23 protein-coding genes and 1 tRNA gene are annotated in these 23079 nt (G+C 58.9%); 4 read left to right on the forward strand and 20 right to left on the reverse strand.

Going from position 1 to position 23079, the window contains the following annotated elements:
• Nucleotides 1-20: 20 nt before the first annotated feature.
• The 6 genes from napH to IE188_RS03900 form a co-directional block, all read right to left on the reverse strand.
• Nucleotides 21-944, reverse strand: coding sequence for a quinol dehydrogenase ferredoxin subunit NapH (gene napH, locus IE188_RS03875; protein WP_191285120.1), 924 nt, complete (start codon nt 942-944; stop codon nt 21-23).
• Complete coding sequence (gene napG / locus IE188_RS03880) at nt 941-1807, reverse strand: ferredoxin-type protein NapG (protein WP_191285121.1); 867 nt, start codon at nt 1805-1807, stop codon at nt 941-943. The genes napH and napG overlap by 4 nt, the downstream gene beginning before the upstream one ends.
• A 26-nt stretch (nt 1808-1833) precedes the next feature.
• Complete coding sequence (napA, locus tag IE188_RS03885) at nt 1834-4329, reverse strand: nitrate reductase catalytic subunit NapA (protein WP_191285313.1); 2496 nt, start codon at nt 4327-4329, stop codon at nt 1834-1836.
• 20 nt (nt 4330-4349) lie between these two features.
• On the reverse strand, nt 4350-4622 hold the full coding sequence (locus IE188_RS03890; RefSeq protein WP_191285122.1) for a chaperone NapD: 273 nt from the start codon (nt 4620-4622) through the stop codon (nt 4350-4352).
• A complete protein-coding gene (gene napF, locus IE188_RS03895) occupies nt 4619-5119 on the reverse strand; it encodes a ferredoxin-type protein NapF (RefSeq protein WP_191285123.1) in 501 nt (166 codons plus the stop codon). The genes IE188_RS03890 and napF overlap by 4 nt, the downstream gene beginning before the upstream one ends.
• Before the next feature lie 296 nt (nt 5120-5415).
• Nucleotides 5416-6270 carry a LysR family transcriptional regulator gene (locus tag IE188_RS03900; protein ID WP_191285124.1) on the reverse strand — a complete coding sequence of 285 codons (855 nt, stop codon included), beginning with the start codon at nt 6268-6270 and terminating at the stop codon, nt 5416-5418.
• Between the two features lie 130 nt (nt 6271-6400).
• On the opposite strand from IE188_RS03900, the gene IE188_RS03905 reads away from it, so the two are divergent.
• From IE188_RS03905 to IE188_RS03915, 3 genes are all read left to right on the forward strand, one after another.
• On the forward strand, nt 6401-6865 hold the full coding sequence (locus IE188_RS03905) for a c-type cytochrome (RefSeq protein ID WP_191285125.1): 465 nt from the start codon (nt 6401-6403) through the stop codon (nt 6863-6865).
• A 26-nt stretch (nt 6866-6891) separates the two neighbouring features.
• Nucleotides 6892-7776 (forward strand): c-type cytochrome, encoded by an 885-nt coding sequence (locus IE188_RS03910; RefSeq protein WP_229836467.1) that lies wholly within the window; start codon nt 6892-6894, stop codon nt 7774-7776.
• Between the two features lie 199 nt (nt 7777-7975).
• Nucleotides 7976-8914, forward strand: a complete 939-nt coding sequence (locus tag IE188_RS03915; protein ID WP_191285127.1) for a carbohydrate kinase family protein — start codon at nt 7976-7978, stop codon at nt 8912-8914.
• Nucleotides 8915-9093: 179 nt separating this feature from the next.
• Here the strand turns inward: IE188_RS03915 and IE188_RS03920 are convergent, their stop codons facing one another.
• The 6 genes from IE188_RS03920 to IE188_RS03945 all read right to left on the reverse strand — a co-directional run bounded on the left by IE188_RS03920 (nt 9094) and on the right by IE188_RS03945 (nt 13984).
• Nucleotides 9094-9969 (reverse strand): hypothetical protein, encoded by an 876-nt coding sequence (locus tag IE188_RS03920; protein WP_191285128.1) that lies wholly within the window; start codon nt 9967-9969, stop codon nt 9094-9096.
• A 198-nt stretch (nt 9970-10167) separates the two neighbouring features.
• The gene (locus IE188_RS03925) at nt 10168-10335 is read right to left on the reverse strand and encodes a hypothetical protein (RefSeq protein ID WP_191285129.1); all 168 of its coding nucleotides are present in this window, start codon (nt 10333-10335) and stop codon (nt 10168-10170) included.
• Between the two features lie 108 nt (nt 10336-10443).
• On the reverse strand, nt 10444-11487 hold the full coding sequence (locus IE188_RS03930) for a PLP-dependent cysteine synthase family protein (protein ID WP_191285130.1): 1044 nt from the start codon (nt 11485-11487) through the stop codon (nt 10444-10446).
• A 254-nt stretch (nt 11488-11741) separates the two neighbouring features.
• On the reverse strand, nt 11742-13001 hold the full coding sequence (locus IE188_RS03935) for a D-amino acid dehydrogenase (RefSeq protein ID WP_191285131.1): 1260 nt from the start codon (nt 12999-13001) through the stop codon (nt 11742-11744).
• Nucleotides 13002-13036: 35 nt separating this feature from the next.
• The gene (gene rnk, locus IE188_RS03940; protein ID WP_191285132.1) at nt 13037-13483 is read right to left on the reverse strand and encodes a nucleoside diphosphate kinase regulator; all 447 of its coding nucleotides are present in this window, start codon (nt 13481-13483) and stop codon (nt 13037-13039) included.
• A gap of 48 nt (nt 13484-13531) precedes the next feature.
• The gene (locus IE188_RS03945) at nt 13532-13984 is read right to left on the reverse strand and encodes a hypothetical protein (protein WP_191285133.1); all 453 of its coding nucleotides are present in this window, start codon (nt 13982-13984) and stop codon (nt 13532-13534) included.
• 568 nt (nt 13985-14552) lie between these two features.
• Here IE188_RS03945 and IE188_RS03950 point away from each other — a divergent pair.
• Complete coding sequence (locus IE188_RS03950; protein ID WP_191285134.1) at nt 14553-14858, forward strand: DUF1127 domain-containing protein; 306 nt, start codon at nt 14553-14555, stop codon at nt 14856-14858.
• A gap of 231 nt (nt 14859-15089) precedes the next feature.
• Here the strand turns inward: IE188_RS03950 and IE188_RS03955 are convergent.
• The 8 genes from IE188_RS03955 to IE188_RS03990 form a co-directional block, all read right to left on the reverse strand.
• A tRNA-Gln gene (locus tag IE188_RS03955) sits at nt 15090-15164 on the reverse strand.
• 138 nt (nt 15165-15302) lie between these two features.
• Nucleotides 15303-16763, reverse strand: a complete 1461-nt coding sequence (locus IE188_RS03960) for a phosphomannomutase/phosphoglucomutase (protein WP_191285135.1) — start codon at nt 16761-16763, stop codon at nt 15303-15305.
• Entirely contained in the window at nt 16763-17599 is an 837-nt protein-coding gene (gene kdsA, locus IE188_RS03965) for a 3-deoxy-8-phosphooctulonate synthase (protein WP_191285136.1), read from the reverse strand. Before kdsA ends, IE188_RS03960 begins: the two co-directional genes overlap by 1 nt.
• A gap of 1 nt (nt 17600) precedes the next feature.
• Nucleotides 17601-19322 (reverse strand): capsule biosynthesis protein, encoded by a 1722-nt coding sequence (locus tag IE188_RS03970; RefSeq protein ID WP_191285137.1) that lies wholly within the window; start codon nt 19320-19322, stop codon nt 17601-17603.
• Nucleotides 19300-19959, reverse strand: coding sequence for an ABC transporter ATP-binding protein (locus tag IE188_RS03975; protein ID WP_191285138.1), 660 nt, complete (start codon nt 19957-19959; stop codon nt 19300-19302). The genes IE188_RS03970 and IE188_RS03975 overlap by 23 nt, the downstream gene beginning before the upstream one ends.
• A 200-nt stretch (nt 19960-20159) precedes the next feature.
• Nucleotides 20160-21458, reverse strand: coding sequence for a Na+/H+ antiporter NhaA (locus IE188_RS03980; RefSeq protein WP_191285139.1), 1299 nt, complete (start codon nt 21456-21458; stop codon nt 20160-20162).
• Between the two features lie 148 nt (nt 21459-21606).
• Complete coding sequence (locus IE188_RS03985) at nt 21607-22656, reverse strand: permease (protein ID WP_191285140.1); 1050 nt, start codon at nt 22654-22656, stop codon at nt 21607-21609.
• On the reverse strand, nt 22649-22990 hold the full coding sequence (locus IE188_RS03990) for an ArsR/SmtB family transcription factor (RefSeq protein ID WP_191285141.1): 342 nt from the start codon (nt 22988-22990) through the stop codon (nt 22649-22651). Before IE188_RS03990 ends, IE188_RS03985 begins: the two co-directional genes overlap by 8 nt.
• Between the last annotated feature and the right edge of the window lie 89 nt (nt 22991-23079).

Raw genomic sequence — 23079 nt, forward strand, 5'->3', positions numbered from 1 at the left:
ATCTCCCGTATTTTTGTGTCTCAGGCCGCGCGACTGGCCTCGGGTTGACGTTGTTTGTTCCGGCGTGACGCGCGGGCTGGCGCGGGGGTCGTGTCAAACCGGGTGGTGAATTTGAAAACATCGGGCGCGCAGACATCCACGCAGCGGCCGCAATTGGTGCAGTCGGGCGACAGGATGATCGGCGTGTCCTCATCCGCGCCGCGAAGCGCGGGGGTGATGACGTGCATTTCGGGGCAAACCGCAAAGCAATCCATGCAATCGTCGCATTCGGCGCGGTTCACGGCGCTGACGCGCAGAAGAGAGCCCTGCCCCAGCAGACCATAGAACGCGCCGACCGGGCACAGATGTCCACACCAGCCGCGGCGCGAAACGACAAGATCGAACAGGAACACGGCAAGCACGAAGGTCCAGGCAAAGCCCATGCCGAAGATCAGGCCGCGATGCAACATCGAGATCGGGTTCACGAACTCCCACGCGATGGTGCCAGTCAGGGCGGACACGACAAACACCATGCCAAGCACCCAGAAACGCGTGTTGCGTTTCGGCTGCCAGCCTTTCGCAAGGCCCAGCTTGTCATGCAGCCAATGGGCCGCATCGGTCACGGGGTTGATCGGGCAGACCCAACTGCAATAGACGCGCCCACCGATCAACGCATAGGCCACGCCGACGATCAGCGCGCCGATGATCGCCGTCATCTCGGGCCAGTGTTGGCCGACGATGCCTTGCAACAAGACGAACGGATCGGTCAGCGGCAAGATGTCGAATGTCATCGACCCGGCCAGATTGCCTTTCACCCACCAGATCCCGAACCACGGCCCCAGCAGAAACAGACCAAGGAAAAAGGCTTGCGTCAGGCGGCGCAGGATCAGAAACCGATGGGCCTTCCACCAGCCTTTTTCCTGAATGGCCTCTTGTCCAACGGGAAGAGCGGTTTTTTCGCTCATTGTCCTGACCCTCCTGCGCCGGGAAGGCCGAAGGACGGCGAAAAGCCACCCTCCATTGACGGATCAGGTAGTCCTTCGGGCAAATAGCCACCGGGCGCGGCAAGGTTGTCGGTGCCCGGTCCGGGCAAGCGGTCGGGCAGGTCGATCAACTCGTCCACCATGGGATTTCGGTCTTCCCACCCCAGTTTATAGTGTTCAGCCGCCTCGGCAGTGGCAAGGCGGCGCGGCAGTACCTTGATGGCGGACTCACCGGGCAGAACGCAGGATTTTTCGCATTTGCCGCAGCCGGTGCAGTGATCGGAATGCACAATGGGCATGAAAATTGCGTGTGCGCCCGACCGTTCGTTATGCCGGCGTTCCAACGTGATGGCCTTGTCGATCACCGGGCAGACGCGATAGCAAACGTCACATCGCAGTCCCAAGGCATTCAGGCATCGTTCTTCGTCAATCAGAACCGCCAGACCCATGTCTGCATCGTCGATATTGGTCAGCCCGTGATCCAGCGCGCCCGTGGGGCAGGCCACGACGCAGGGGATGTCGTCACACATCTCGCACGGAATATCGCGGGCGGTGAAATAGGGCGTGCCAGTCGCGGGACCTTCGATGCCAAGCTCGGCCAGTTTCAGTGTGTCATAAGGGCAATCGCGTACGCACAGGCCACAGCGGATGCAGGCGGCCAGAAAGTCCTCTTCCGGCAGGGCGCCGGGGGGACGGATCGCCTGCGCAGGCAAGGCACGGGCGTCCGTCGCCAGTTTGCTGAGCGCCATGCCCGCCACCGCGCAAGCCCCCGCTGCCCGCGCGGCATCCTGAAGGAAGCGGCGGCGGTCAAGCGGCTTGGGTTTACGTTTGTTGGCGGCGGACATGATCTTTTCTTTCCTCTGATCTGCGCTTAGGCGCGTTCAACCTTGCAGGCGCATTTCTTGAAGTCCGTTTCCTTGGAAATCGGGCAAGTTGCGTCCAGCGTCAGCTTGTTGGTCAACTGGCCCTCGTCGAACCACGGCATGAACACGACGCCTTTGGGCATCTTGTTCCGGCCACGGGTTTCGACCCGCGACAGCACCTCGCCGCGCCGGGTCGAGATCGAGATCTCCTGCCCGCGACGCAGGCCACGGTCCTTGGCGTCATCGGGGTGCATGAAGACAACAGCCGACGGGAACGAGCGGTGAAGCTCGGGCACGCGACGGGTCATCGAGCCCGAGTGCCAGTGCTCCAGCACCCGCCCCGTGACCAGCCAAAGGTTGTATTCTTCATCCGGAACTTCCGGAGCCGGCTCGTAGGGGGCGAAGATGATGAAGGCCTTGCCATCTGGCTTGCCATAGAACTTCACGCCCTCGCCTTCCTTGACGTAGGGGTCATAGCCTTCACGGAAGCGATACAGCGTTTCCTTGCCGTCCACCACGGGCCAGCGCAGGCCACGGGCCTGGTGGTACACATCGAAATCCGCCAGATCATGGGCATGGCCGCGACCAAACGCGGCATATTCCTCGAACAGACCTTTCTGGACATAGAACCCGAAATGCTCGCTTTCGTGGTTGTTGAACCCTTCGGCCACTTCGGACACGGGGAACTTGTTGACCTTGCCGTTCTCGTACAGAACTTCGTACAGGGTCTTGCCTTTCAGCTCTGGCATGGTGTCCAGAAGCTCGGCGGGCCAGACCTCGTCCGTGGTGAAGCGTTTCGAGAACTCCATGACCTGCCAGACATCCGACTTTGCCTCGCCCGGTGCGGACACTTGTTCGCGCCAGAACTGGGTGCGGCGTTCGGCGTTGCCATACGCGCCTTCCTTTTCGACCCACATGGCGGTGGGCAGGATCAGGTCGGCCGACATCGCGGTGACGGTCGGATAAGGGTCCGACACGGTGATGAAGTTGTCGGGGTTGCGATAGCCCGGCAAGCCTTCTTCGTTCATGTTCGGCGCGGCCTGCATGTTGTTGGTGCACTGCACCCAGTGGCAGTTCAGGTCGCCATCTTTCAGCTTGCGGTGCATCAAGACGGCGTGGAACCCCGGCTTGCCGGGAATTGTGCCCTTCGGGATGCCCCAGGCTTTTTCGCAGATGTCGCGATGCTCTTCATTCGCGACAACCATGTCGGCGGGCAGACGGTGGGCAAAGGTGCCAACCTCGCGCGCCGTGCCGCAAGCCGATGGCTGCCCGGTCAGCGAGAAAGGCGAGTTGCCGGGTTCCGAGATTTTGCCCACCAGCAGGTGCACGTTGTACATCAGGTTATTCACCCAGGTGCCGCGGGTGTGTTGGTTGAAGCCCATGGTCCACAGGCTCATCACCTTGCGGTTCGGGTCGGCATATTGCTGGGCCAGACGTTCCAGCGACGCAACCGGCACACCTGACAGTTCGGATACATATTCAGCGGTGTAAGGTGCGACCGCTTCCTTGTATTCCTCGAACGTCATGTCCGAAAGTTTGCCATGCGCCCCATCATGCGCCGGATTTTCTGCGGCTTGCTCAAGCTCGTGTTCGGGGCGCAGGCCATAGCCGATATCGGTCGCGGTGCGCTTGAAATGAGTGTTCTTCTCGACAAATTCCCAATTCACGGCATCGTTCTGGATGATGTAGTTGGCGATGTAGTTCAGGATCGCCAGATCCGTCTGCGGTACGAAGATCATGCCGTTGTCGGCCAGTTCGAACGAGCGATGTTCAAACGTGGACAGCACGTGAACTTCCGCGCCCGGCTTGGTCAAACGGGTATCGGTCAGACGCGACCACAGGATCGGGTGCATCTCGGCCATGTTCGAGCCCCACAGGACAAACGTATCCGCATGTTCAAGGTCGTCATAGCAACCCATCGGCTCGTCAATGCCGAAGGTGCGGATGAAACCGGCGACGGCAGACGCCATACAGTGGCGCGCGTTGGGATCGATGTTGTTGGACCGGAACCCGGCCTTCATCAGCTTGGCCGCGGCATAGCCTTCCCAGACCGTCCACTGACCGGATCCGAACATGGAGACGGCGGTGGGACCTTTTTCCTTCAGGCTGGCCTTCCACTTCTCGGCCATCACATCGAAGGCTTCGTCCCAGCTGACCGGCTCAAAGTCGCCGTTCTTGTCATAAACGCCGTTTGCCTTGCGCAGAAGCGGCGTGGTCAGGCGGTCGGCGCCATACATGATCTTGGACAGGAAATAGCCCTTGATGCAGTTCAGGCCACGGTTCACCGGGGCTTCGGGGTCGCCCTGCGTGGCCACGACGCGGCCATCCTTGACGCCCACAAGCACCGAGCAGCCGGTGCCGCAGAACCGGCACGCGGCCTTGTCCCAGCGAATATCCGGGCTTCTGGGCTGCGCAAGCGCGCCATTGGGAAGGGTGATGCCGGCGGCCGAGGCGGTCGCGGCGGCGGCGCTGGCCTTCAGAAACGAGCGGCGGGATGAAGTCATGGGCATGGTCGGTCTCCCGTTTAATGGTGTTGGGTCGTCGAAGGCGCGGCGGGGTTTCCGTCCAACTCTTCGAAATGGTGGTATGTCAGGGTGATGGTCAAAACGCCGGGAAACTGGTGCATTGCCATGATCTGGTCGGATGCGCGCATGTCCGGCGTGTCTTCGACGGTCACGACGATGCGACCATCTTCATGGGCGTGCACTTCGCCACCTTCTGTCGCGTCGATTGCGGCGATGACCTGTTCGGTCATTTCGGGCATCGTATGCACAAGGCAGCCGCAGATGTTTGTCATGGGCGCGCCTCCGTCTTTGGATTTGTTTTCTTGAACGTGATGGCCCCCACAGGGCATGCCATCGAGCATCCGCCGCATCCGTTGCACAGGTCTTCGTCCAGCACGGGCTGGGCGCGACCGCCAGTTTGCAGCCGAAAGCCAATGGCGCGTTGGTCACAGTGATCTTCGCAAGTACGGCAGTTCACGCCGTTCATCGACAGGCAAGAGCTTTCGACCGACCCGCGCCAGAGCCATTCGTTCTCGGGGCTGAGCGCGCCAAAGTCGCAGGCATCGGTGCAGGCATGACAGAAGGTACAGGCGCCGGCGTTGAAATCCAGAAACGGGCGGTCGCCCGCATCTTTCATGATGATCCCTTCAGGACAAGCGGCTGCACATTCTCCACACTGGGTACAGGCGTCATGAAACTCGGCTTCGGGGCCAGCTCCGGGGGGCCGCTGGCGCGGAACCTCTTGAACTTTGCCTTTCAGAAAGGCGCGTCTGGTGGGGGATGCAGACATATGACTCGCTTGCTTACTGCTGGCTTGTCATCGTTCTCTAACCGATCAGGGGGTGCGACCTTTTGACTTGGATCAATAAAAACGTCGATTTTCGATTTTCGATCAATGGGGATCGGCGCCACCTGGCGATAATCAACCTGATTTTCAACGGCTCGCCCTGATCCGGAAGCACCGTGCGCCGGCTGCTCTTAAGCGCCAATCGGGCGCCTGACGAGAGGTCAACATGCGATCGTTTCGTCTGGTTCACGGCCTCGAAGGCGCAACGCCACCCGCAGCGGAGCGTCACCCGCCCGCCCTTATCCAAGCAGCATCGTGCTTAGCCCCTGAAGATAAGCCCCCAATCGCTTGCGCACGACCCGCAAATGCTGTGTCTCGACGGTATCCACATGGCGCGCGATCCAAAGCGGGACGGTCAGGTGAGGCATCAGATCACGCCGCCGAACCAGTCGCTGGTCGCGATCCCCGACAAAACAGGGAAGCACTGTGATCCCGCCGCCCATCGCCGCCATTTCCCGCAATGTCAGAAAACTGTCGCACGAAGTGGTGACATCATCCGGACTGATATGATCGCCCATCCACTTTGCCGCCACCGATCGCGACAGGGGCCCCGTCATGGCAAACCAATTCGTTTCGCCATGATCGGCGGCATAAGCCGCAAAGCCCAGATCGGCGACTGCCGTCCCGACAAGATCATCCGACAACGCCTCGGACGGGCGGACCACGATATGCGCCTGCTCCCGGATCAGGTCCAGATGCGTGTTGCTGCTGAGCAGGGTCATGCGAAACCCAAGTTCTTTTTCCGTCATTTCCCTGGCGAACTTGGACAAAACACCCGCACAAAGCGTGTCTGTCGACGTGATCCGGACGGTGCCGATAACTTCTTGTCGTCCACCACTTGCCAGGCGGGTGACCTCCTGAATGGCGGCTTCGGCCGTTTGGGCCGCGCGAATGACGTGAACGCGGTCAGGCAACAGGCGATATCCTTGCGCGGTGCGTTCAAAAATCGTGGTGCCGTGACGCGTCTCGAAGGCCGCCACATGGCGCAACACCGTCGCGTGGTTGACGCCCAGACGCTTGGCGGCCTGCAACACAGATCCCGTTTCGGCCACCGTCAGGACATAGCGCAGGTTATCCCAGTTTTCGTTGTGCAATTTTTCGCAGCCTTATTTGCTATATTGCGCACTGTTACCATATTTATGAACAGTTACCCTAGGGTCGACAACCAACAAAACACGCACCCACAAGACGCAACACGGAGGATGAAACATGCGGAAAACTCTGATGACCGGACTCGCACTTTGTGCACTTTCTGTCGGCCAACTGGCAATTGCGGACAATCACATCAGCGACAAGCAGATCGAAACCGCCGTCAAGGCACGCAAGGCACATATGCAGCTTTACGCCTTCCACCTTGGCACGCTTGGGGCCATGGCCAAGGACGAAGCCCCTTATGACGCCGAAGCGGCACAAAGCGCGGCAGACGCGATTGCAGCTTTGGCAGGCTTGCCGCAATCCGGATACTGGCTGCCCGGAAGCGACAATGGAAGCTTCGAAAACACCCGCGCTCTTCCTGCGATCTGGGCCGAAGGCAGCGATGTCGGAAAAAAGGCGCAAGAGTTTTCGGCCGCCGTCATGGCGATGCAAACCGCCGCGGGAAGCGGAGTTGACGGGTTGAAGGCCGCGATGGGTCCGTTGGGCGGGGCCTGCAGCAGTTGCCACAAAGAATACCGCCAATCCGACGACTGATCGCGGGCATCAACTGAGCCATGCAATTGACAAGAAGACTGATCGTCAGATTGCTGATCTTCGGGGGGCTGCTGTGCGTGTTGGGTTTGTACCTGACCCGGCCACAGCAGCTTCCTGCTGATGCTTTGGCAGACCACACGCCCGATGCCACCCATGGGGCTGTGGTCTATGCTGCCATGGGCTGCGCCAGTTGCCACATGGCACCTAAGTCCGAAGATCAAACGGTGCTCAGCGGAGGCAGGTCCTTCGTCACCGACTTCGGCACTTTCTATGCCCCCAACATTTCGTCTGATGTCGATCACGGGATTGGCGGGTGGAGCGATCTGGACATCGCGAACGCCATCGTCGAGGGGACATCGCCGGGTGGGCAGCACTATTTCCCGGTATTTCCCTATGGGTCATATCTGCGCGCCGAGTTGTCGGATGTCGCGGATCTGATCGCGCATCTGCGTCAATTGCCCGCCGATTCAACCCCCAACCGGGGACATGACGTATCCTTCCCCTTCAACATTCGCACGAGCCTGGGGGGGTGGAAACTGCTTTTCCTGCGCGATGACTGGATCATCACCGACACGCTGACCCCGCAACAGGAACGTGGGCGCGAGCTGGTCGAGGCACTTGGCCATTGCGGAGAATGCCACACACCGCGCAACATGTTTGGCGGTATGAAATGGGATGCATGGCTGGCAGGTGCCCCGATACCGGGCAGCAAAGGGCGCACCCCCGATATTCGCCCCGAAAAACTGCAATGGTCGGCGGGCGATATCGTCGCGTATCTGAAAACCGGCCTGACACCTGAATACGATTCAGCAGGTGGCGAGATGGTCGAGGTCATCGCAAACACCAGCCAACTGCCTGACAGCGACCTGGAGGCCATTGCCGCCTATCTGCTGATGCCCGCACTGAACTGATGCTGACGGCACAGATGGCGCTGGCCGGACGGCCCAACCACATCCCCAGGGCTTTCGCATCGGGCCGGATTTGACACCCCCTTGGAAGAACGCCCGTTGATCTTCTGCCATTGCTTGTGCACGGTCACCACAACGCCCCCACGCCCCGCCCCTGTGGCAATGGGGCACCGAACGTGCCAACTGATGAAAGCTGATTTCGATGATCCTGTGTTGTGGTGAAGCGCTGATTGACATGATCCCGGAACCGACCGTCGCAGGACGCCAAGGCTACGTCCCACATGCCGGGGGCGCGGTGTTCAACACATCGGTCGCTCTTGGTCGATTGGGCGTGAAAACCGGCCTTCTGACCGGGCTGTCAAATGACCTGTTCGGGCAGCAGTTGTCTGATGCCCTGCGCGAAAGTCATGTTGACACAAGGTTTTGCATCATCAGCGACCGACCCACGACACTGGCCTTCGTGCAACTGGAGGATGGGCACGCAAGCTATTCGTTTTACGACGAAAATTCGGCTGGACGCATGATTGCCCCGAGCGACCTGCCAGAATTACCGGACCACACGACCGCGTTGTATTTCGGCGGCATCAGCCTTGCCTGTGAACCGGGGGCCATAACTTATTGCACCTTTGCTGAACGCCACGCTGCCACACGACTTGTTATGCTCGACCCGAATATCCGCCCTGATTTCATCGCGGACGAAACACGCTATCGCACTCGGCTCGATCGCATGATAGCGCTCGCAGACATTGTGAAAGTGTCCGATGAAGATCTTGGCTGGATCGACCCTGCGCCCAAATCGCTTGAAGGCAAGGCAAACGCCATGATGAGCCGGGGGCCGAGCCTGGTCATCGTCACACGAGGAGGCGAAGGCGCAACCGGGTATCTGAAAGATGGTACAGTTGTCGAGGTTCCCGCGCGGCAGATTCAGATTGCCGACACCGTCGGTGCGGGCGATACGTTCAATGCTGGCGTCATGGCCAGCCTGTCCCAGCAAGGCCTATTGGCTAAACACAAGCGCGCTTCGTGGGACGCCGGGACGGTGGCCACGGCTCTGGCATTCGGCGCAAAGGTCGCCGCCGTCACAGTGTCACGCATCGGTGCAAACCCTCCCTGGGCCGAAGAACTGGTTGCAGGGTCGTAAGTTGCATCATGGCGACGCCTTTCTGGCAACAGCGCCCTGCAACGGTCACGGTTCCGGCGGAGTCAGCCCCCAAATCGAACCTCCGGGCAGCCCCCTGCCCGCTCTACCAACGGACCGTAGCTTGTTCCCGGGCGAGGGTGTCAGAGGCACGAACCAAGCTGGAACGAGACCAAGCGAAATCAGGAGCCAGAGGAACGCCTCTTCCCAATCCGCTGACGCACAGTTCTCAGAATCTCTTTTGCCTTGGCCTCCAGCACCACATTTTTTGACGGGCTGATACAATGAAACAGCTCGGGTCGACGCCACAGGCAGTCTGCGAAAATCGTTTCTTCATCATGGGCATAGGCCATTCCTTTCGCGCGGTTTGCGGCCTCCTCAAACTCGACCTCAACGTCGCGCCACACTGGGGCATGAGCCGACAGAAAACTCGCATTGAGCGGCAGCAGGGCGCCATAATACCGCATGGCATTGCCATAGTGGGACAGCCGATCGTGAGGCAGGTCCATCTTTTGGATCGCCTTGACATCTCTGTGACGCTTGAAACGCGACAAGGAGGCATCTATCCAGGCCACTAGGCGCTCGCCACCATCGGACCGGGCAAGAGCCGAGGTTAAAAACACCTTGCTCAACCATAACGACAGCATGGAGCAGAAGACGTCCTCTCCACTGCCGCGAAAGTCCCGCCAGTAATGCACGACCCCTTTTTCCCCGTTGTATTCAGCCGGTTTAGCGAAACGGTCCAACTCCATACGTCGACAGGCTTCCAACATTTCCTGCGCCAGACCAAATGCCGGCAAATCGGCGATTGGAAGAAACCGCTCTACCAGATGAATGTCCCTTTCGGCACACAGCTCCCGAACATGGGACATTTGGTGCTGATCATCGCTGTAAAACACAAGATCCTGGTCGCGGACCATATCGAGTGTCGCGGGCAGGTATGAGTCATATAAACTTTTGGGTCGCTTGGTATTACCGGCGATCATCCAGTACCCAGAGCAATAAAGCCGCCTTTTCGCGTCAGACTTGCTTTTCACGTCTGTCAAACCCTGAACCATCGCCCTTCTCCTCTGAGTCTACATTGCACGCGACAGCCTATTGAAAACAAGCGATTTTATTCGCGTCCTGGCGAAACTCTATGCCTGTTGCAAACTGACCTGATCCTGCAGCTTCTGCAGAGGTTCATCTGGCCAATAGACCCACCAAGGCTGACTGTGCGTCGTCCGCCAGATGGGTTGGCAGGCACACATTCCGCGTCACTGCAGAAGACCGCGCAGGAATTCGGACATATGACGGCAATACTCCATACGCCGTGCCTTGATGACCGCGGGCACTTCAATCGGCATGGTGACAGCGGTAATGCGGGCGGTGCGGGCATAGCCACAATGGTTGGAGCATTCGGGTGCGAGGCCAGCATCGGCCACGGGTATGTGCCGCTTCCGGATGTTACGCCTATCGCCATAGCACTGGATCCCCGCACGGACCCAGTCCAACCAAGATAGTCATTCTGTTGATCAGACTACGATGAATGGTCAACCATGGGCGGCCACCAACTCCTCGTGATATTGTTGGCAACTGCCGATACAGTCGCTGACCCAATCAGAATTGTAATAGGTGTCAAGATACCGTGCCCCACTGTCGCACAACAACGTGACGATAGAACCTTGGCGACCTTCCTTGACCATATCCTGAGCAACCCGCAAAGCCCCCCAGAGGTTTGTGCCTGTTGATGGGCCTGCCTTGCGTCCGATCAGCTCTTCCAACCACAACATGGTGGCAATGCTGGCGGCATCAGGCACCTGTATCATGTGGTCGATCACACCGGTTTGAAACGAGTGCTCGTCCTTTGGGCGGCCGATCCCTTCCACCCGGCTGGATTTGTCGGACACCAGAGTGCGATCACCGCTTATGTAACTGTCATAGAAGACTGAGTATTCCGGATCAACGACCGTAAGTTCGGTGCCATAGCCCTTGTAGCGGATGTATCGACCCAGTGTCGCCGACGTGCCGCCCGTGCCCGCGCCCATGATCAAATGCGCAGGGATCGGGTGAGGTTCGCGTTCCATCTGCGTGAACACGCTTTCAGCAATGTTGTTGTTGCCACGCCAATCTGTCGCTCGCTCGGCATAGGTGAACTGATCCATGAAATAGCCACCAATCTCGCGGGCCAGCTCGACCGATGCACCGTGCATTTGCGGAGCGGAACCCACAAAGTGAATTTGACCGCCATAGAATTCAATCAGCTTGATCTTACTGCGCGCGGTGCTTTCGGGCACGACGGCGATAAAGGGCACACCGATCATGCGCGCGAAATAGGCTTCAGACACGGCGGTGCTTCCAGATGACGCCTCGACGATGGTCGTGTCTTCCCGAATTTTGCCGTTGCACAGCGCATACAAGAACAGCGACCGGGCAAGCCGATGCTTGAGGCTTCCTGTCGGATGGGTGCTTTCGTCCTTCAGGTAGATGTCCACGCCCTCAAGGCGCGGCAGAGGGAGCTTGAAAAGATGAGTGTCAGCTGAACGATGCGCATCCGCGTTGATCTTTCCGATTACGTCAGTAACCCAGCTGTTCATCCAGCGTCCCTTCTGGCGATTGTGCCAATCCGGCACCTTGGCTTTCATCTTATCAGGTTCGCCTGCCCAGATGCACCCAGACAAATAACGGACTACGACAGATCATGGTTTCACCATCAGAACACGAGCCCATCCGATCCGGATGGTTCCCGGACTTCGGAAACAAGTCGCCCGCATATCTTCCATCACAAGCCCGAAACCTGTTTCGTCAACCGTCTGCGGTCGCGCGTCTTACCGGCCCGCGAACACGCGTGCTAGCGGGCGTATCGAGCCGCCGTCAGACCGTCCATGGAAATCTCTGGTGTCTTGCCCAGCACGATGTCGGCCACCACGCGACCCGAGCCGCAGGCCATCGTCCAGCCCAGCGTTCCATGCCCGGTATTCAGAAACAGGTTGTCATACTGCGTAGGACCCAGAACAGGCGTTCCATCGGGCGTCATCGGGCGCAGACCGGTCCAACCTTCGGCCTTGGAGATATCTCCGCCTTTGGGAAAGAGATCTTTGATCACATGCTTGACGGTATCTGTGGCATGTGGGCCGAGACGGTCGGAATAGCCGGCAATTTCGGCTTGTCCTGCAACGCGGATACGATCCCCCAGACGCGTGATCGCGACTTTATGGGTTTCGTCCATGATCGTGGATTGCGGTGCAAACGCATCATCGGTGACTGGCAAGGTCACCGAATAGCCCTTGACCGGGTAAACCGGCAGTTTGATCCCGATGGGGGTCAGCACGTTCACGGCATAGCTGCCCATGGCACAAACGTAAGCATCCCCGGTGATACGGCCGGCGATTTCCGTGTCAACACCTACGACCTTACCACCCTCGACAGCAATGGATTTGATGGATTGGCCATAGTGGAATTCGACCCCCATCTCGCTGCATTTTTCGGTCAGGGCAATTGTGAACATGCGGCAATCGCCGGTGCGATCTGCGGTCAGTCGCAGGCCACCGACGAACTTGTTGCGCACCTCGGCAAGCGCAGGTTCGACGGCGATACAGGCGTCGCGACCCAACACTTCGTAAGGCGATCCATATTCCGTCAATATGTCCTGATCGGCCTTCGATGCCTTCATCTGTTTGGCCGTGCGAAACAGCTGTAGTGTACCCTGTTGACGCCCGTCATATTCGATGCCTGTTTCGGCAATCAGATCTGGCATGACATCGCGCGAGTAGCTTGAGACACGCACCATGCGCCCCTTGTTGATGCGATAGCTTTCCTCGTTGCAGTTGCGCACCATCTGCACGCACCATTTCCACATGGTGGGGCTGATCAAAGGCCAGATAAACAGAGGGCGGCGTTTCATGAGCATCCACTTGACGGCTTTCATCGGAATGCCGGGGGCCGCCCAGGGCGATGTCATGCCATAGCTCAACTGCCCCGCGTTGGCATAGCTCGTCTCAAGACCCGGGCCGGTCTGACGGTCGATCACCACGACTTCCGCGCCTTGTTTTGACAAATAATATGCAGTGGTGACGCCGATGACACCCGCACCCATTACGACAACTTTCATCACAAACACCTTTCGATTGCAGCGCGCGGCATGAATTACGTGAGATCTTTAGCATATGTGCTCTCAGGTTGTTCGACGCTTATGATAGTCAGCGTCCGGCGCTGGTTCTCCCGTGTATCCCAGTAAAAACTTGTGCCTTCGGCCAGCCCCAGCAGAGCCACACCGATGGGAGTCATAACCGACACTCGAAACTGCGAGATATCGGCATCTTCAGGATAGACCAGCGTCACCGTTTTGTTTTGCCTCGTGCTTTCATCACGATAGGTTACGGTGCTGCCAATGCCCACAACATCTTTCGGCATCTTGGAAGGCGAAACAATCCGCGCCCGGCTGATTTCATCAAGCAGGCGATCAGCGAGCGCCGGATGACGCCTCATCATGCCATCGACCAGCCCTTCCAAATGCATAATATCATCCGCGTTGATGACGATTTTCGGGTTTCGGTTGCGTGATGTTTTCGGTGTTTGGATAGAAGTAGACATTGAAATTCTCCTTTCGTTCAAGGGTAAATGCTGCACTCGGCCAGGGTCTTAGATCGGACCTGAAACGTCGACGACGGCAAGCCTGCCAATGGTTCCGTCTTCGTTCAGAAGCGGCGCGCGCTGACCGACCCGCATTCCGATCAGGGTGGCTCCAAGCAACGACGCAACGGGGATAACACCGCTGGGCAATCCTGCTCTTGCCCGGTGGACAAGCAAACCCGTCTGGGGCGTTTCGTCATCAATTGCATAGGTGACGCGTGATCCACCGACCGCCAGATCAGAAAAATGCAACCCTTCCACGGGCCGCGTGTTCATCAGCTTGTTTGCCAGAACATACGCCAGAAGCTTAGAGCTGGGGCGCAAAGCACAATCACACGCATCAAGATGTTCCTGCAGCTTCCCGTGGTCCGCCTTGGGCAAGGCCAAAGGCGTGTTCAGCAGCGCGCTGCCAAGGGAATGAACTGCGATGGTTGCCCGGTCGGGCTGACTGAGATCGAACATGCTTTCTCCTCCGGCGACAGACGCCGTGTTCACGTTTCAGGAATGTGAGGAGACCCCGGGGGTGTGGCAGGCGCGCACGCGCCTAGACCGCCCGGGGAAAGGGGCGGTTCAGCAGTAGAAATCGAAAATGATCTGCATGCACCATCATGTAAATGGACCTAGGTATTGATGGCTCATTAGTCAATCCGAAGACGCAAACATGGGCATCTTGGGCGTTCTGTGGCCCAAATGGCCTAACAATCTGTGGGCCGGCTTCGAAACCCTCTGTTCAGGTTCATCAAGATTGAAAATGCGACCCGTGTGTGCCATATATGGAACATGATGATGACCCGCTTGCATAAGAGGTTCCTGCCTTTCGCAGGAAAGACACTGAACCGCCAGTAGCCCCGAGCGGGGTTGGCAAATGTTGCCGCTCTACGCCTCGGGGTTGTTACAGATCATCTGGATCTGAATGAGAAGACGCAGGTTTTGCACCGCATCGCTTACTCTTGCGATATTTCGGCTCTCGATTTCTCACGACAGCAAAATCAACGTCACGGCTTCAGCAATCTTATGTACGGAGGATGACATGCATCCGATTTTGTTCCACCACAATCTTTTGGTTCTGCGCCCGGACTGGACGGAAACGAATATCGTTTCCGAATCCGAAAAAGGCGGCTTCTTGCGTCGCTGGTGGCGCACGGCCATCCGAAGCTGGAAACGGCGCAAATTGATCGCGGCATTACAGAAGCTGGACGATCGTGGGCTCAGAGACATGGGCATCAGCCGTAAAGACATCGGTCGCATTGTCGACGCGCTTCATGATCGTGATCTTGGAATGGTTCCGTTTGCAGCGGATCAACCTTCAACTGGAGAATATCAAGGCGCCGTTTGATCAGTGGCTTGTTACTACCTCTTCGGATCGGGTCATTCTTCGCCTGTCATGGAATGACCCGGTCGACAAAAAATAACATACATATCAATCCGTAAGGGATACGCGCCAAACAGGGGCCAAGGCCATACGCCTTGCCCGCAGGTCTCAGTTGTTCGGCAACGAGATGCAGCTGGGAATAGATTCCCAACGCGCAAAACGCGTCTCAGTAAAATCAATAGGTTATGGAGAGTTTGGCTGGGGTGGTAGGATTCGAACCTACGGTACACTGTACCAAAAACAGTTGCCTTACCACTTGGCTACACCCCAGCAGTGCGCGCTTTCCTAGCCAAAGCCGGCGTAGGGCGCAACCCCAAAATGAAGGATTGGTCGCAGAATTCACGCAAGCAAAATAGACGCGACGCAAGTTACATCAGCCTTACTTTTGACACTGCCCGAGGCGGCGGTTCACGAACGCTGGAACGACCCGATTCCCTGATCATATGCGCCGATGGCGGGTTCTTGGCGCAGGATTTTGTCGAAGCCCGCAAACAGGGCATGAAGCTGCGCCTGGCTTTCAAAACTCTCGCATACCACCACCAGGTTCGGCGTGTTCGACGAGGCCCGGACCAAGGCCCAGTCACCGTTTCCGAACTGCACCCGCGCCCCGTTGGCGGTCAGGATGTCCACAATCGGCTGGTCAGCGATCGTGTCACCGTGGCGCTGCATCCCGCGCAGGGTGTTCGTCAGCCGGGCGACGACAGCGTATTTCTGATCATCGGGGCAGGCAGGCGACAGGGTCGGAGAGCACCAGCTTTCGGGCAATGTGTCCACAAGATCTGACAAGTTGGCGGAGGGTTGATGATCCATCAGCCGACACAAAGCGACGGCGGCACGCAAGGCACAGTCATAGCCTCGCCCGAAAGGAGGCCCGAAATAGATATGCCCGGACTTCTCGAATGCCGCCAGCGCGCCTGACTCTCGCAGCCGTTGTTTCACGTGGCTGTGTCCGGTTTTGCAATACTCGACCGTCGCGCCGTGTGAGGCCAGAACCGGGTCGACGGCGAATACGCCCGTGGATTTCACATCCGCCAGGAACGTTGCGCCCGGGTGGCGCATCGCCAGGTCGCGCGCAATCAACACCCCCAGCTTGTCGGCAAAAACCGCGCGACCGTTCTGGTCAACGATGCCGATCCGGTCCCCGTCCCCGTCCAGACCGATGCCGAAATCAGCGGCGCTGTCACGGACGGCGGCCCCCATATCGTCCAGCATTTCCAACGCTTCGGGGTTCGGGTTGTAGTGCGGGAAGCTGTGATCCAGGCGGCAATGGCGTTCGATCACGTCGACCCCCAACCGGCGCAACAGGGCGGGAGCAAACGCCCCTGCCGTTCCGTTTCCGGTGGCGCAGACCACGCGCAGCGGGCGCGAGATCACACCACCTTCGGCAAGATAGTCAAGATAAGCGGCCTGCACGCCGGGCATCCGGGTAATCCTTCCGCCGCCTTGCAGATCGAAGGCGCGGGAAAGGATGATGTCGCGCAGCTCGGCCATTTCGTCCACGCCATGGGTGCAGGGGCGGTCGAACCCGACCTTGATCCCCGTCCAGCCATTGGGATTGTGGCTGGCCGTCACCATTGCTACCGCCGCCACATCCAGATGAAACTGTGCGAAATAGGCCATGGGCGACAGGCTCATCCCTATGTCGCGGACATGCGCGCCGGCCTGCACAAGCCCTTTGCACAAAGCATCCCGGACGGCGGGTGAATAGCTTCGGTGGTCGTGTCCGACGATGATTTTGCGCCCCATACCGCGACGGGCCATTTGTGTGCCCAACCCCAGCCCGACCGCCTGCATCCCCTCAAGGTCAAGATCCTCGGGGTATCGCCAGCGCGCGTCATATTCACGAAAGCCGCTTGGGGAAATGCGCATCAGATCGGCCTGAGCGGTCGCTGCCTGGCAAGCTGATCAAAGGCCGCCAGATCCGCCACCAACGCCGCCATCTGATCCAGTGGAACCATGTTTGGCCCGTCAGAAGGCGCCGACGCAGGATCGGGATGCGTTTCAAGAAACACCCCGGCGATACCCAGCGACACCGCCGCCCGCGCCAGAACAGGGGCAAATTCCCGTTGCCCGCCCGAAGCGCGCCCCTGCCCGCCGGGCATTTGAACCGCGTGGGTAGCATCCATGATCACAGGGTGGCCAAACGCGACCATCTGCGCCAACCCGCGCATATCTGTTACCAGAGTGTTGTAGCCGAACGATGTGCCACGCTCGGTCAGCATCAGTTGCTGATTGCCCGAAGCGGTAATCTTGTTCACCACATGCTCCATATCCCAAGGTGCCAGAAACTGACCTTTCTTGACGTTGATGGGAATGCCGGTTTTTGCCGCGGCGGTCAGAAGATCGGTTTGGCGGCACAGGAAGGCCGGGATTTGCAGGATATCGACAACCGCCGCCACCTCGGCGCACTGGTCGGGCAGATGAACATCGGTCAACACCGGCACGCCCAACTCATCCCTGACAGCGGCGAGCATTTCAAGCCCGTCGGTCATGCCCGGACCCCGCGCGCTTGACAGAGAGGTCCGGTTCGCCTTGTCGTACGAGCCCTTGAAAATATAGCCAAGCCCATGCGCCGCGCAGATCTGCGCCATATGTTCGGCAATCCGAAGCGCGTGATCGCGCCTTTCCAACTGACACGGCCCGGCGATAATGGTCAGAGGGCGCGTATTGCCCACATGCACTCCCTTGACGACGACATCCCCCATATCAGGACGACACCTGCTCGCGCAGGATCGACGCCGTGATTGACGCCATCAGATACAGACCCGAAAAGATCAAGAAGGCCAGCAACGTGTTCTCAAACGATTTCGGATAGGTCGGTTCGTCCGGGGCGACGGGCCGCACGCCGAGCTCAAGGTAACGGGTCTGCTTGTTGGCTTCGATCCGTGCATTTTCCAACTGTTGCAAGGATTGTTGCATCAACACCGTGCGCGTCTCCAGATTGGTTTGGGCAATCCTGAGACGCCCGCTGACCGACGCCAGCGACCCGTATTCGCCCCCGGTCTCGGTCAATCGGCCGCGCAACTCGGCAATCAGCGTTTCAAGCCGACCGATGTCGCCGCGCAACCCGTCCACCCGCGCCTGATTGGGGCGCGTGTTGTCCAGCAGCTGTTGCAGCGACAATCTTTTTTCCTGCAACTGGCTTTCGAACCCGGTGATCTGCGACATCAGGGCAGATGCATCCGACGTCGCGTCGAACACGCCCATCTCCTCCTGCAAGCGCAGCACCTCAGCCTGTGCGTCCAGCATGTCACGCTCGGCCTTTTCATAGCTTTCGATGGCACCTTCCATCTGATCTTCGCGCAATCGCTGGGTCAGGTTGTCCACCCGCTCTTCCGCATAGGAAATCAGGACTTCGGAAAAAGTCGCACTTTGTTCGGGGGTCGGGGCGACGACCTCCATCTTGATGATGCCCTCGGTGGGATCGAACCCGATCTTCACGTTCTTCTTATAGAGCTTGTAGGCCGCTTCATTGGTGGCATCAGGATCAAGGCGCTGGATCGGATCAATATCCGGATCCGAGAACACTGATTTATAACCGATGTCACCGTCGAGCCTGAGCATCGCGTCGCGCGAGGTCAAATAGCTTTGCACTGTGATGCTGTCCTGCGACGTGGCCAGCCCGGAGCCGGCAAACAGGCCACCCAGCCCGCTGCCCCCTGCCCCGTCCGCCTTCTGAATGACAAACTCGGTCTTGGTCGCATACATGGGTGTGGCATAGTTGTAGTAATAAATCCCGGCGACAAGCGTGGGCAGAAAGACGAAAAACGCCAGACGCACAAACAGCATCCGCAGCTTTCGGCGCCGCCTGCGGGCGATGTCCAGCTGGATTTCCCGGATCGAACGGGCACGATCCGCATCATCATATACGTGATTTGCCGGAAGCTGTGGCATAGGCCGGGTCTGTGGCAGGTTGGCGGATGACCGGCTGCCCGGTTTCCCGCCCCCATCCGCGCCGACCAGTTCCAGCATATTCGAACGTTTGAAGGGGTCGATCCCGGCTTTGCGCAGCCGGTAGACCGCTTCGAAATCACTGCCAAAGGCGACGCCGTGTTTCTGGGCGACACGACGCGCCATACGCAGCTGCCGACCGGTCAAACCCTCTTTCTGGATGGCGGTGATGGCGGCTGCCTCGTCGTCATCGGATGCCCCGTCGCCAACAGCGGCATTGGCCGGTTTACCTTTGGATACAAACCCTTCCTTGGGAAAGCCGTCTTCGGTCGGGGACTGGGCCAGTTCCTCCATCGGGTTGGGGTTCCGTGATCGGGGCACCGTGGGGCCGGGCCTTGCTGCGTCAGAATTGGCCGGTCTTGTCGCGGCCTTCACCCGCTGGGTGGCACCATCGCCTTCGGCACCCGCCGGGTCGGAATGTGGCGTGCGCGTGGATCGGCTGATGCGGAATTTCTTAGCCCTGGGTTTGGTAGTCATACAGCCGTTTCGCTTCTTCCAGAGTTTCAAACATATGGAACTGTCCGTCCCGCAGCACCGCCGCCGACTGGCAGAATTTCTCAAGCGTCTCGGCCTGGTGCGAGACGATGATGACCGTCGAGTTGGTCAGCCGGTCACGCAGCACATCGCCCGCCTTGCGGTTGAACTGGGCATCCGTGCTTTGCGGCATCCCTTCGTCAATCAGGTAGATGTCGAAATCCAGCGCCAGCAGCAAGGCAAATGAAAACCGGGCCCGCATCCCCGCGCTGTAGGTCGCGACGGGAAAATCATAGTATTCTTTCAGTTCGCACAGCCAGCGGGTGAAGGCCTCGATATAATCCGGGTCAAGGCCATAGAGCTTGGCGATATAGCGGGCGTTTTCCTTGGCTGAAAGCTTGCCAATGACCCCCCCCATGAAACCAAGCGGAAACGAAATGCGGCAGCGGCGCCGGATCTCGCCCTCGTCCGGTTTTTCCAACCCGGCCATCATGTTGATCAGCGTGGTCTTACCCGTTCCGTTGGGGGCCAGAATGCCAAGCGAATTGCCCAGATCGACCCGAAAGGACACATTGTCCAGGATGACCTTGCGCTGTTGTCCTGTCCAGAACGACTTGCTGACATTATCGAACTCGAGCATTTGGGTGCCCCGGCACTGCTTTCGCCTTACGCTTGTACACAAGCTTTCTTAACGATGCGCTATAATCGCTCACTTAGGCATCATTATGTCGAAGACCATCAACAATCATCAAGAAAATATGGGGAATTGTCGGCAGATGGTCCCCAATGCGTCACTGGGGGCGGCACCTTCGGCCCCAACGGGCCGAAGGTATGGGGGCGTCAGCCCTCTTGTTTTTCCACCTTGAAGACCTTTCCGGCCGCAAAGGACAGGAACACCGCGCCAAAGCTGAACAGGGCGCCCATCTTGGCGGCGTCCTGCACCGGTCCGGGCGCGAAGGCGACAGACGCGACGAACAGCGACACGGTAAAACCGATGGCCGCCACGAAACCTATCACGATCAGGTCAACCGATCGCATCCCCGCCGGCAGACCAAGCCGCATCGGATAGGCCGCAAGCCATCCCATGATGAAAATGCCCACGGGTTTGCCGATGATCAGACCCGCCAACACCAGCCATGTGGCTTCCGAAATCGCACCGAACTCCACCCCGGCGTTCAGAAGGCCGAAGAAGAACAGGACGATGTCCACCGGAATGGCCAGCCCGTGTTCCATGTCGTTCAGGATGTCGTGCAGGTATCTTTCAGCGTCGGCAAAGATGCCGAAGGCGCGGTCGGCATGGGGAATCGCCGGAATGACGGGCAACAGGCCCAGCGCCGGATGGATGCCCGCCTGGGCAAAACCGAACCAGCTCAGGCAGCCCGCGATGGCATAGGGGTACCAGGTCAGCTTCTTGCGCACCCAGGTCGACCGGGGGCGCAGCTGATCGCCACGGTCCAGACGCCTGGGCAGCCAGTTGAACAGGACAAAGGCTGCGACCGACGCCGCCACCGACAGCAACAGCCAGATCGGGGCAAGCTCGCCCGAAGGATAGAAAATCGCAAGGATGATCAGCCCTGCTGCGTCATCGGCAATGGCCAGCAACAGCAGGAATCGCACCGCCGGGTGACCAGCCCCGAACACCATGCGCCCGACCAGGTAGCTGAAGGCGATGTCGGTTGCGGTCGGGATGGCCCAACCGCGCGCAACCGCATCAAAGGTCGTTGACCCCAGGAAATAGGCGATGCCCAGATAGACCGCGATCGGACCGATCATGCCACCTGCTGTCGCCACCAGCGGCGTCGCCGCCTTTTTGCCGCGCAGTGATCCGTTTTCAAGGATCACGGCCTCCCAGACCTCTTTCCCGGCGATGGCGAAAAACAGCGCCATCAGCACATCATTGATCAGATAGTGGAACGTCACCACACGCTCAATATCACCGTATTCAAAGTGATGTGCCGCTTCGCCATAGGCTTTTTCCCAGTACCCGATGTCGATGCCGATGGTCGAGTTGAACCACAGCGGGTATTCCACGAAATGATGGTATGAGTGTGGATCAATATTGGCCCAGATCAGCGCAAGAATTGCCCCGCTGATCAAAAGGATCGAGTAGGTCGTGATAAAGTTCCACACGCGATACATTTGTTGCCCCGTCTAGTTCCTGATTTATAAACAGGTCGCGTCCCGGCGAATTCTGCTGGAACGCGACCCTTTGCTTGTTCGTTTCAGGAAATACTTCAACTCGGCCAAAACGACAATGGCCGAGCGCAATATCTGTCCACACACCTCGTCAGGCGACCGTACCCCAGACCAGACCGGAAACGATTGCGCCAACCATGGCCAGCCCCAGATACGCAGCAAAGACACGCGGTTTGACCAAAGCCCAGACCGCGACAGCCGCGGGGATGCAACTGACCCCGCCCGCGATCACGAAACTCATCGCGGCGCCGTTTGACATGCCCTGATCCAGCAGAGCGGCCACCATCGGCACCGCCGCATACCCATTCAGATAAGCAGGAGCCCCGACGAGTGCGGCCAGCAGGATCGGGCCAATCCCGGTTCCGCCCAGCACCTGCGCCACAAGATCGGCAGGTACATAGCGCAGCATCAGGGCTTCGATCATATAGGCCAGCAGCAGCCATTTCGACAGGAACAGAGCGTTTTCAAACGCGGTGCTGCGAAAACTTGCGCGCCGCGTCCTGTCGGTCCAGAACCGCCACTGCACTTCGCCGGAATACACATCCGCCCCTGACCCGGCCCCACATCCGGACGACGAACAACAGGCCGGGGCGGGGGCGTTTTTCAACGGGTCAGCAAACAGGGCGGATTTCGCCATCGCCTTGACCGTGAAACCTCCGAACAACCCGATCGACACCGCCGCGAATGTCTTTGCCACCGCGAACCCGGTGCCAAGAGTGCCTGCGGTGATCGCGAACATCGCCGGATCCATCAGAGGCGAGGACAGCCAGAACGCCATGACCGCGCCCAACGGCGCCCCCACCGCCAGAAGCGCGGCGATGAACGGGATCACTTCGCATGAGCAAAAGGGCGACAGGCCGCCGGCAAAGGCGGCCAGTACGATCATCCGTGCCTCTCGCCCTTCGAAGGCACGGGCCAACAGGTTCTCCGCCCCCGTTGCCTTCAGATAGGCCACAGCCAGGATCGCGAACAGGATAAAGGGTGCCGTGTGCATCAGCGCGCTCAGCGCGAAGGTGATGGTGGGCCAGACCTCTTGCGGTGCAAACAGGGTCAGACCGGCAGGGATCGCCAGAATTGCAACCCATGCCTTGTCGATGCGCCATCGTCTGGCTGGGGGTTGGGTTTGCGTCGTCTCAGCCATGATCGTGGCCCTTTCCGTCCGGGCAATCCGCGCAGCATTCCGAAAGAAGATAGTTGGAAAGCGCGCGCATCACATCGTATTCGGCGGCCGCGCATATGATGCTGCGGCCCTGTTTTTCCTGCGTAACCAACCCCGCCGCCGCAAGAATTTTCATATGGTGGGTCAGGGTCGAGCCTGTGATCCCACAGCGTTCGCCCAACGCGCCGATGCTCAACCCTTCGGGTCCCGCGCGCACCAGGGTGCGCAAAACAGACAGGCGGTGTTCAGACCCCAGCGCGGCAAACTGCGACGCCGCGATGTCGACATGGAGCGGTTCATGAGATTCGTGTTTCATATTTCTAGAAATATAGAAATATAACCGTGGAGCAAGGGTTATTTCGAAAGGCCTCGAAATATTGCATACGACCCGTCCACGCCCTAGCC

It is taken from the genome of Aliiroseovarius zhejiangensis (assembly GCF_014656375.1).
Lineage (GTDB): Bacteria > Pseudomonadota > Alphaproteobacteria > Rhodobacterales > Rhodobacteraceae > Aliiroseovarius > Aliiroseovarius zhejiangensis.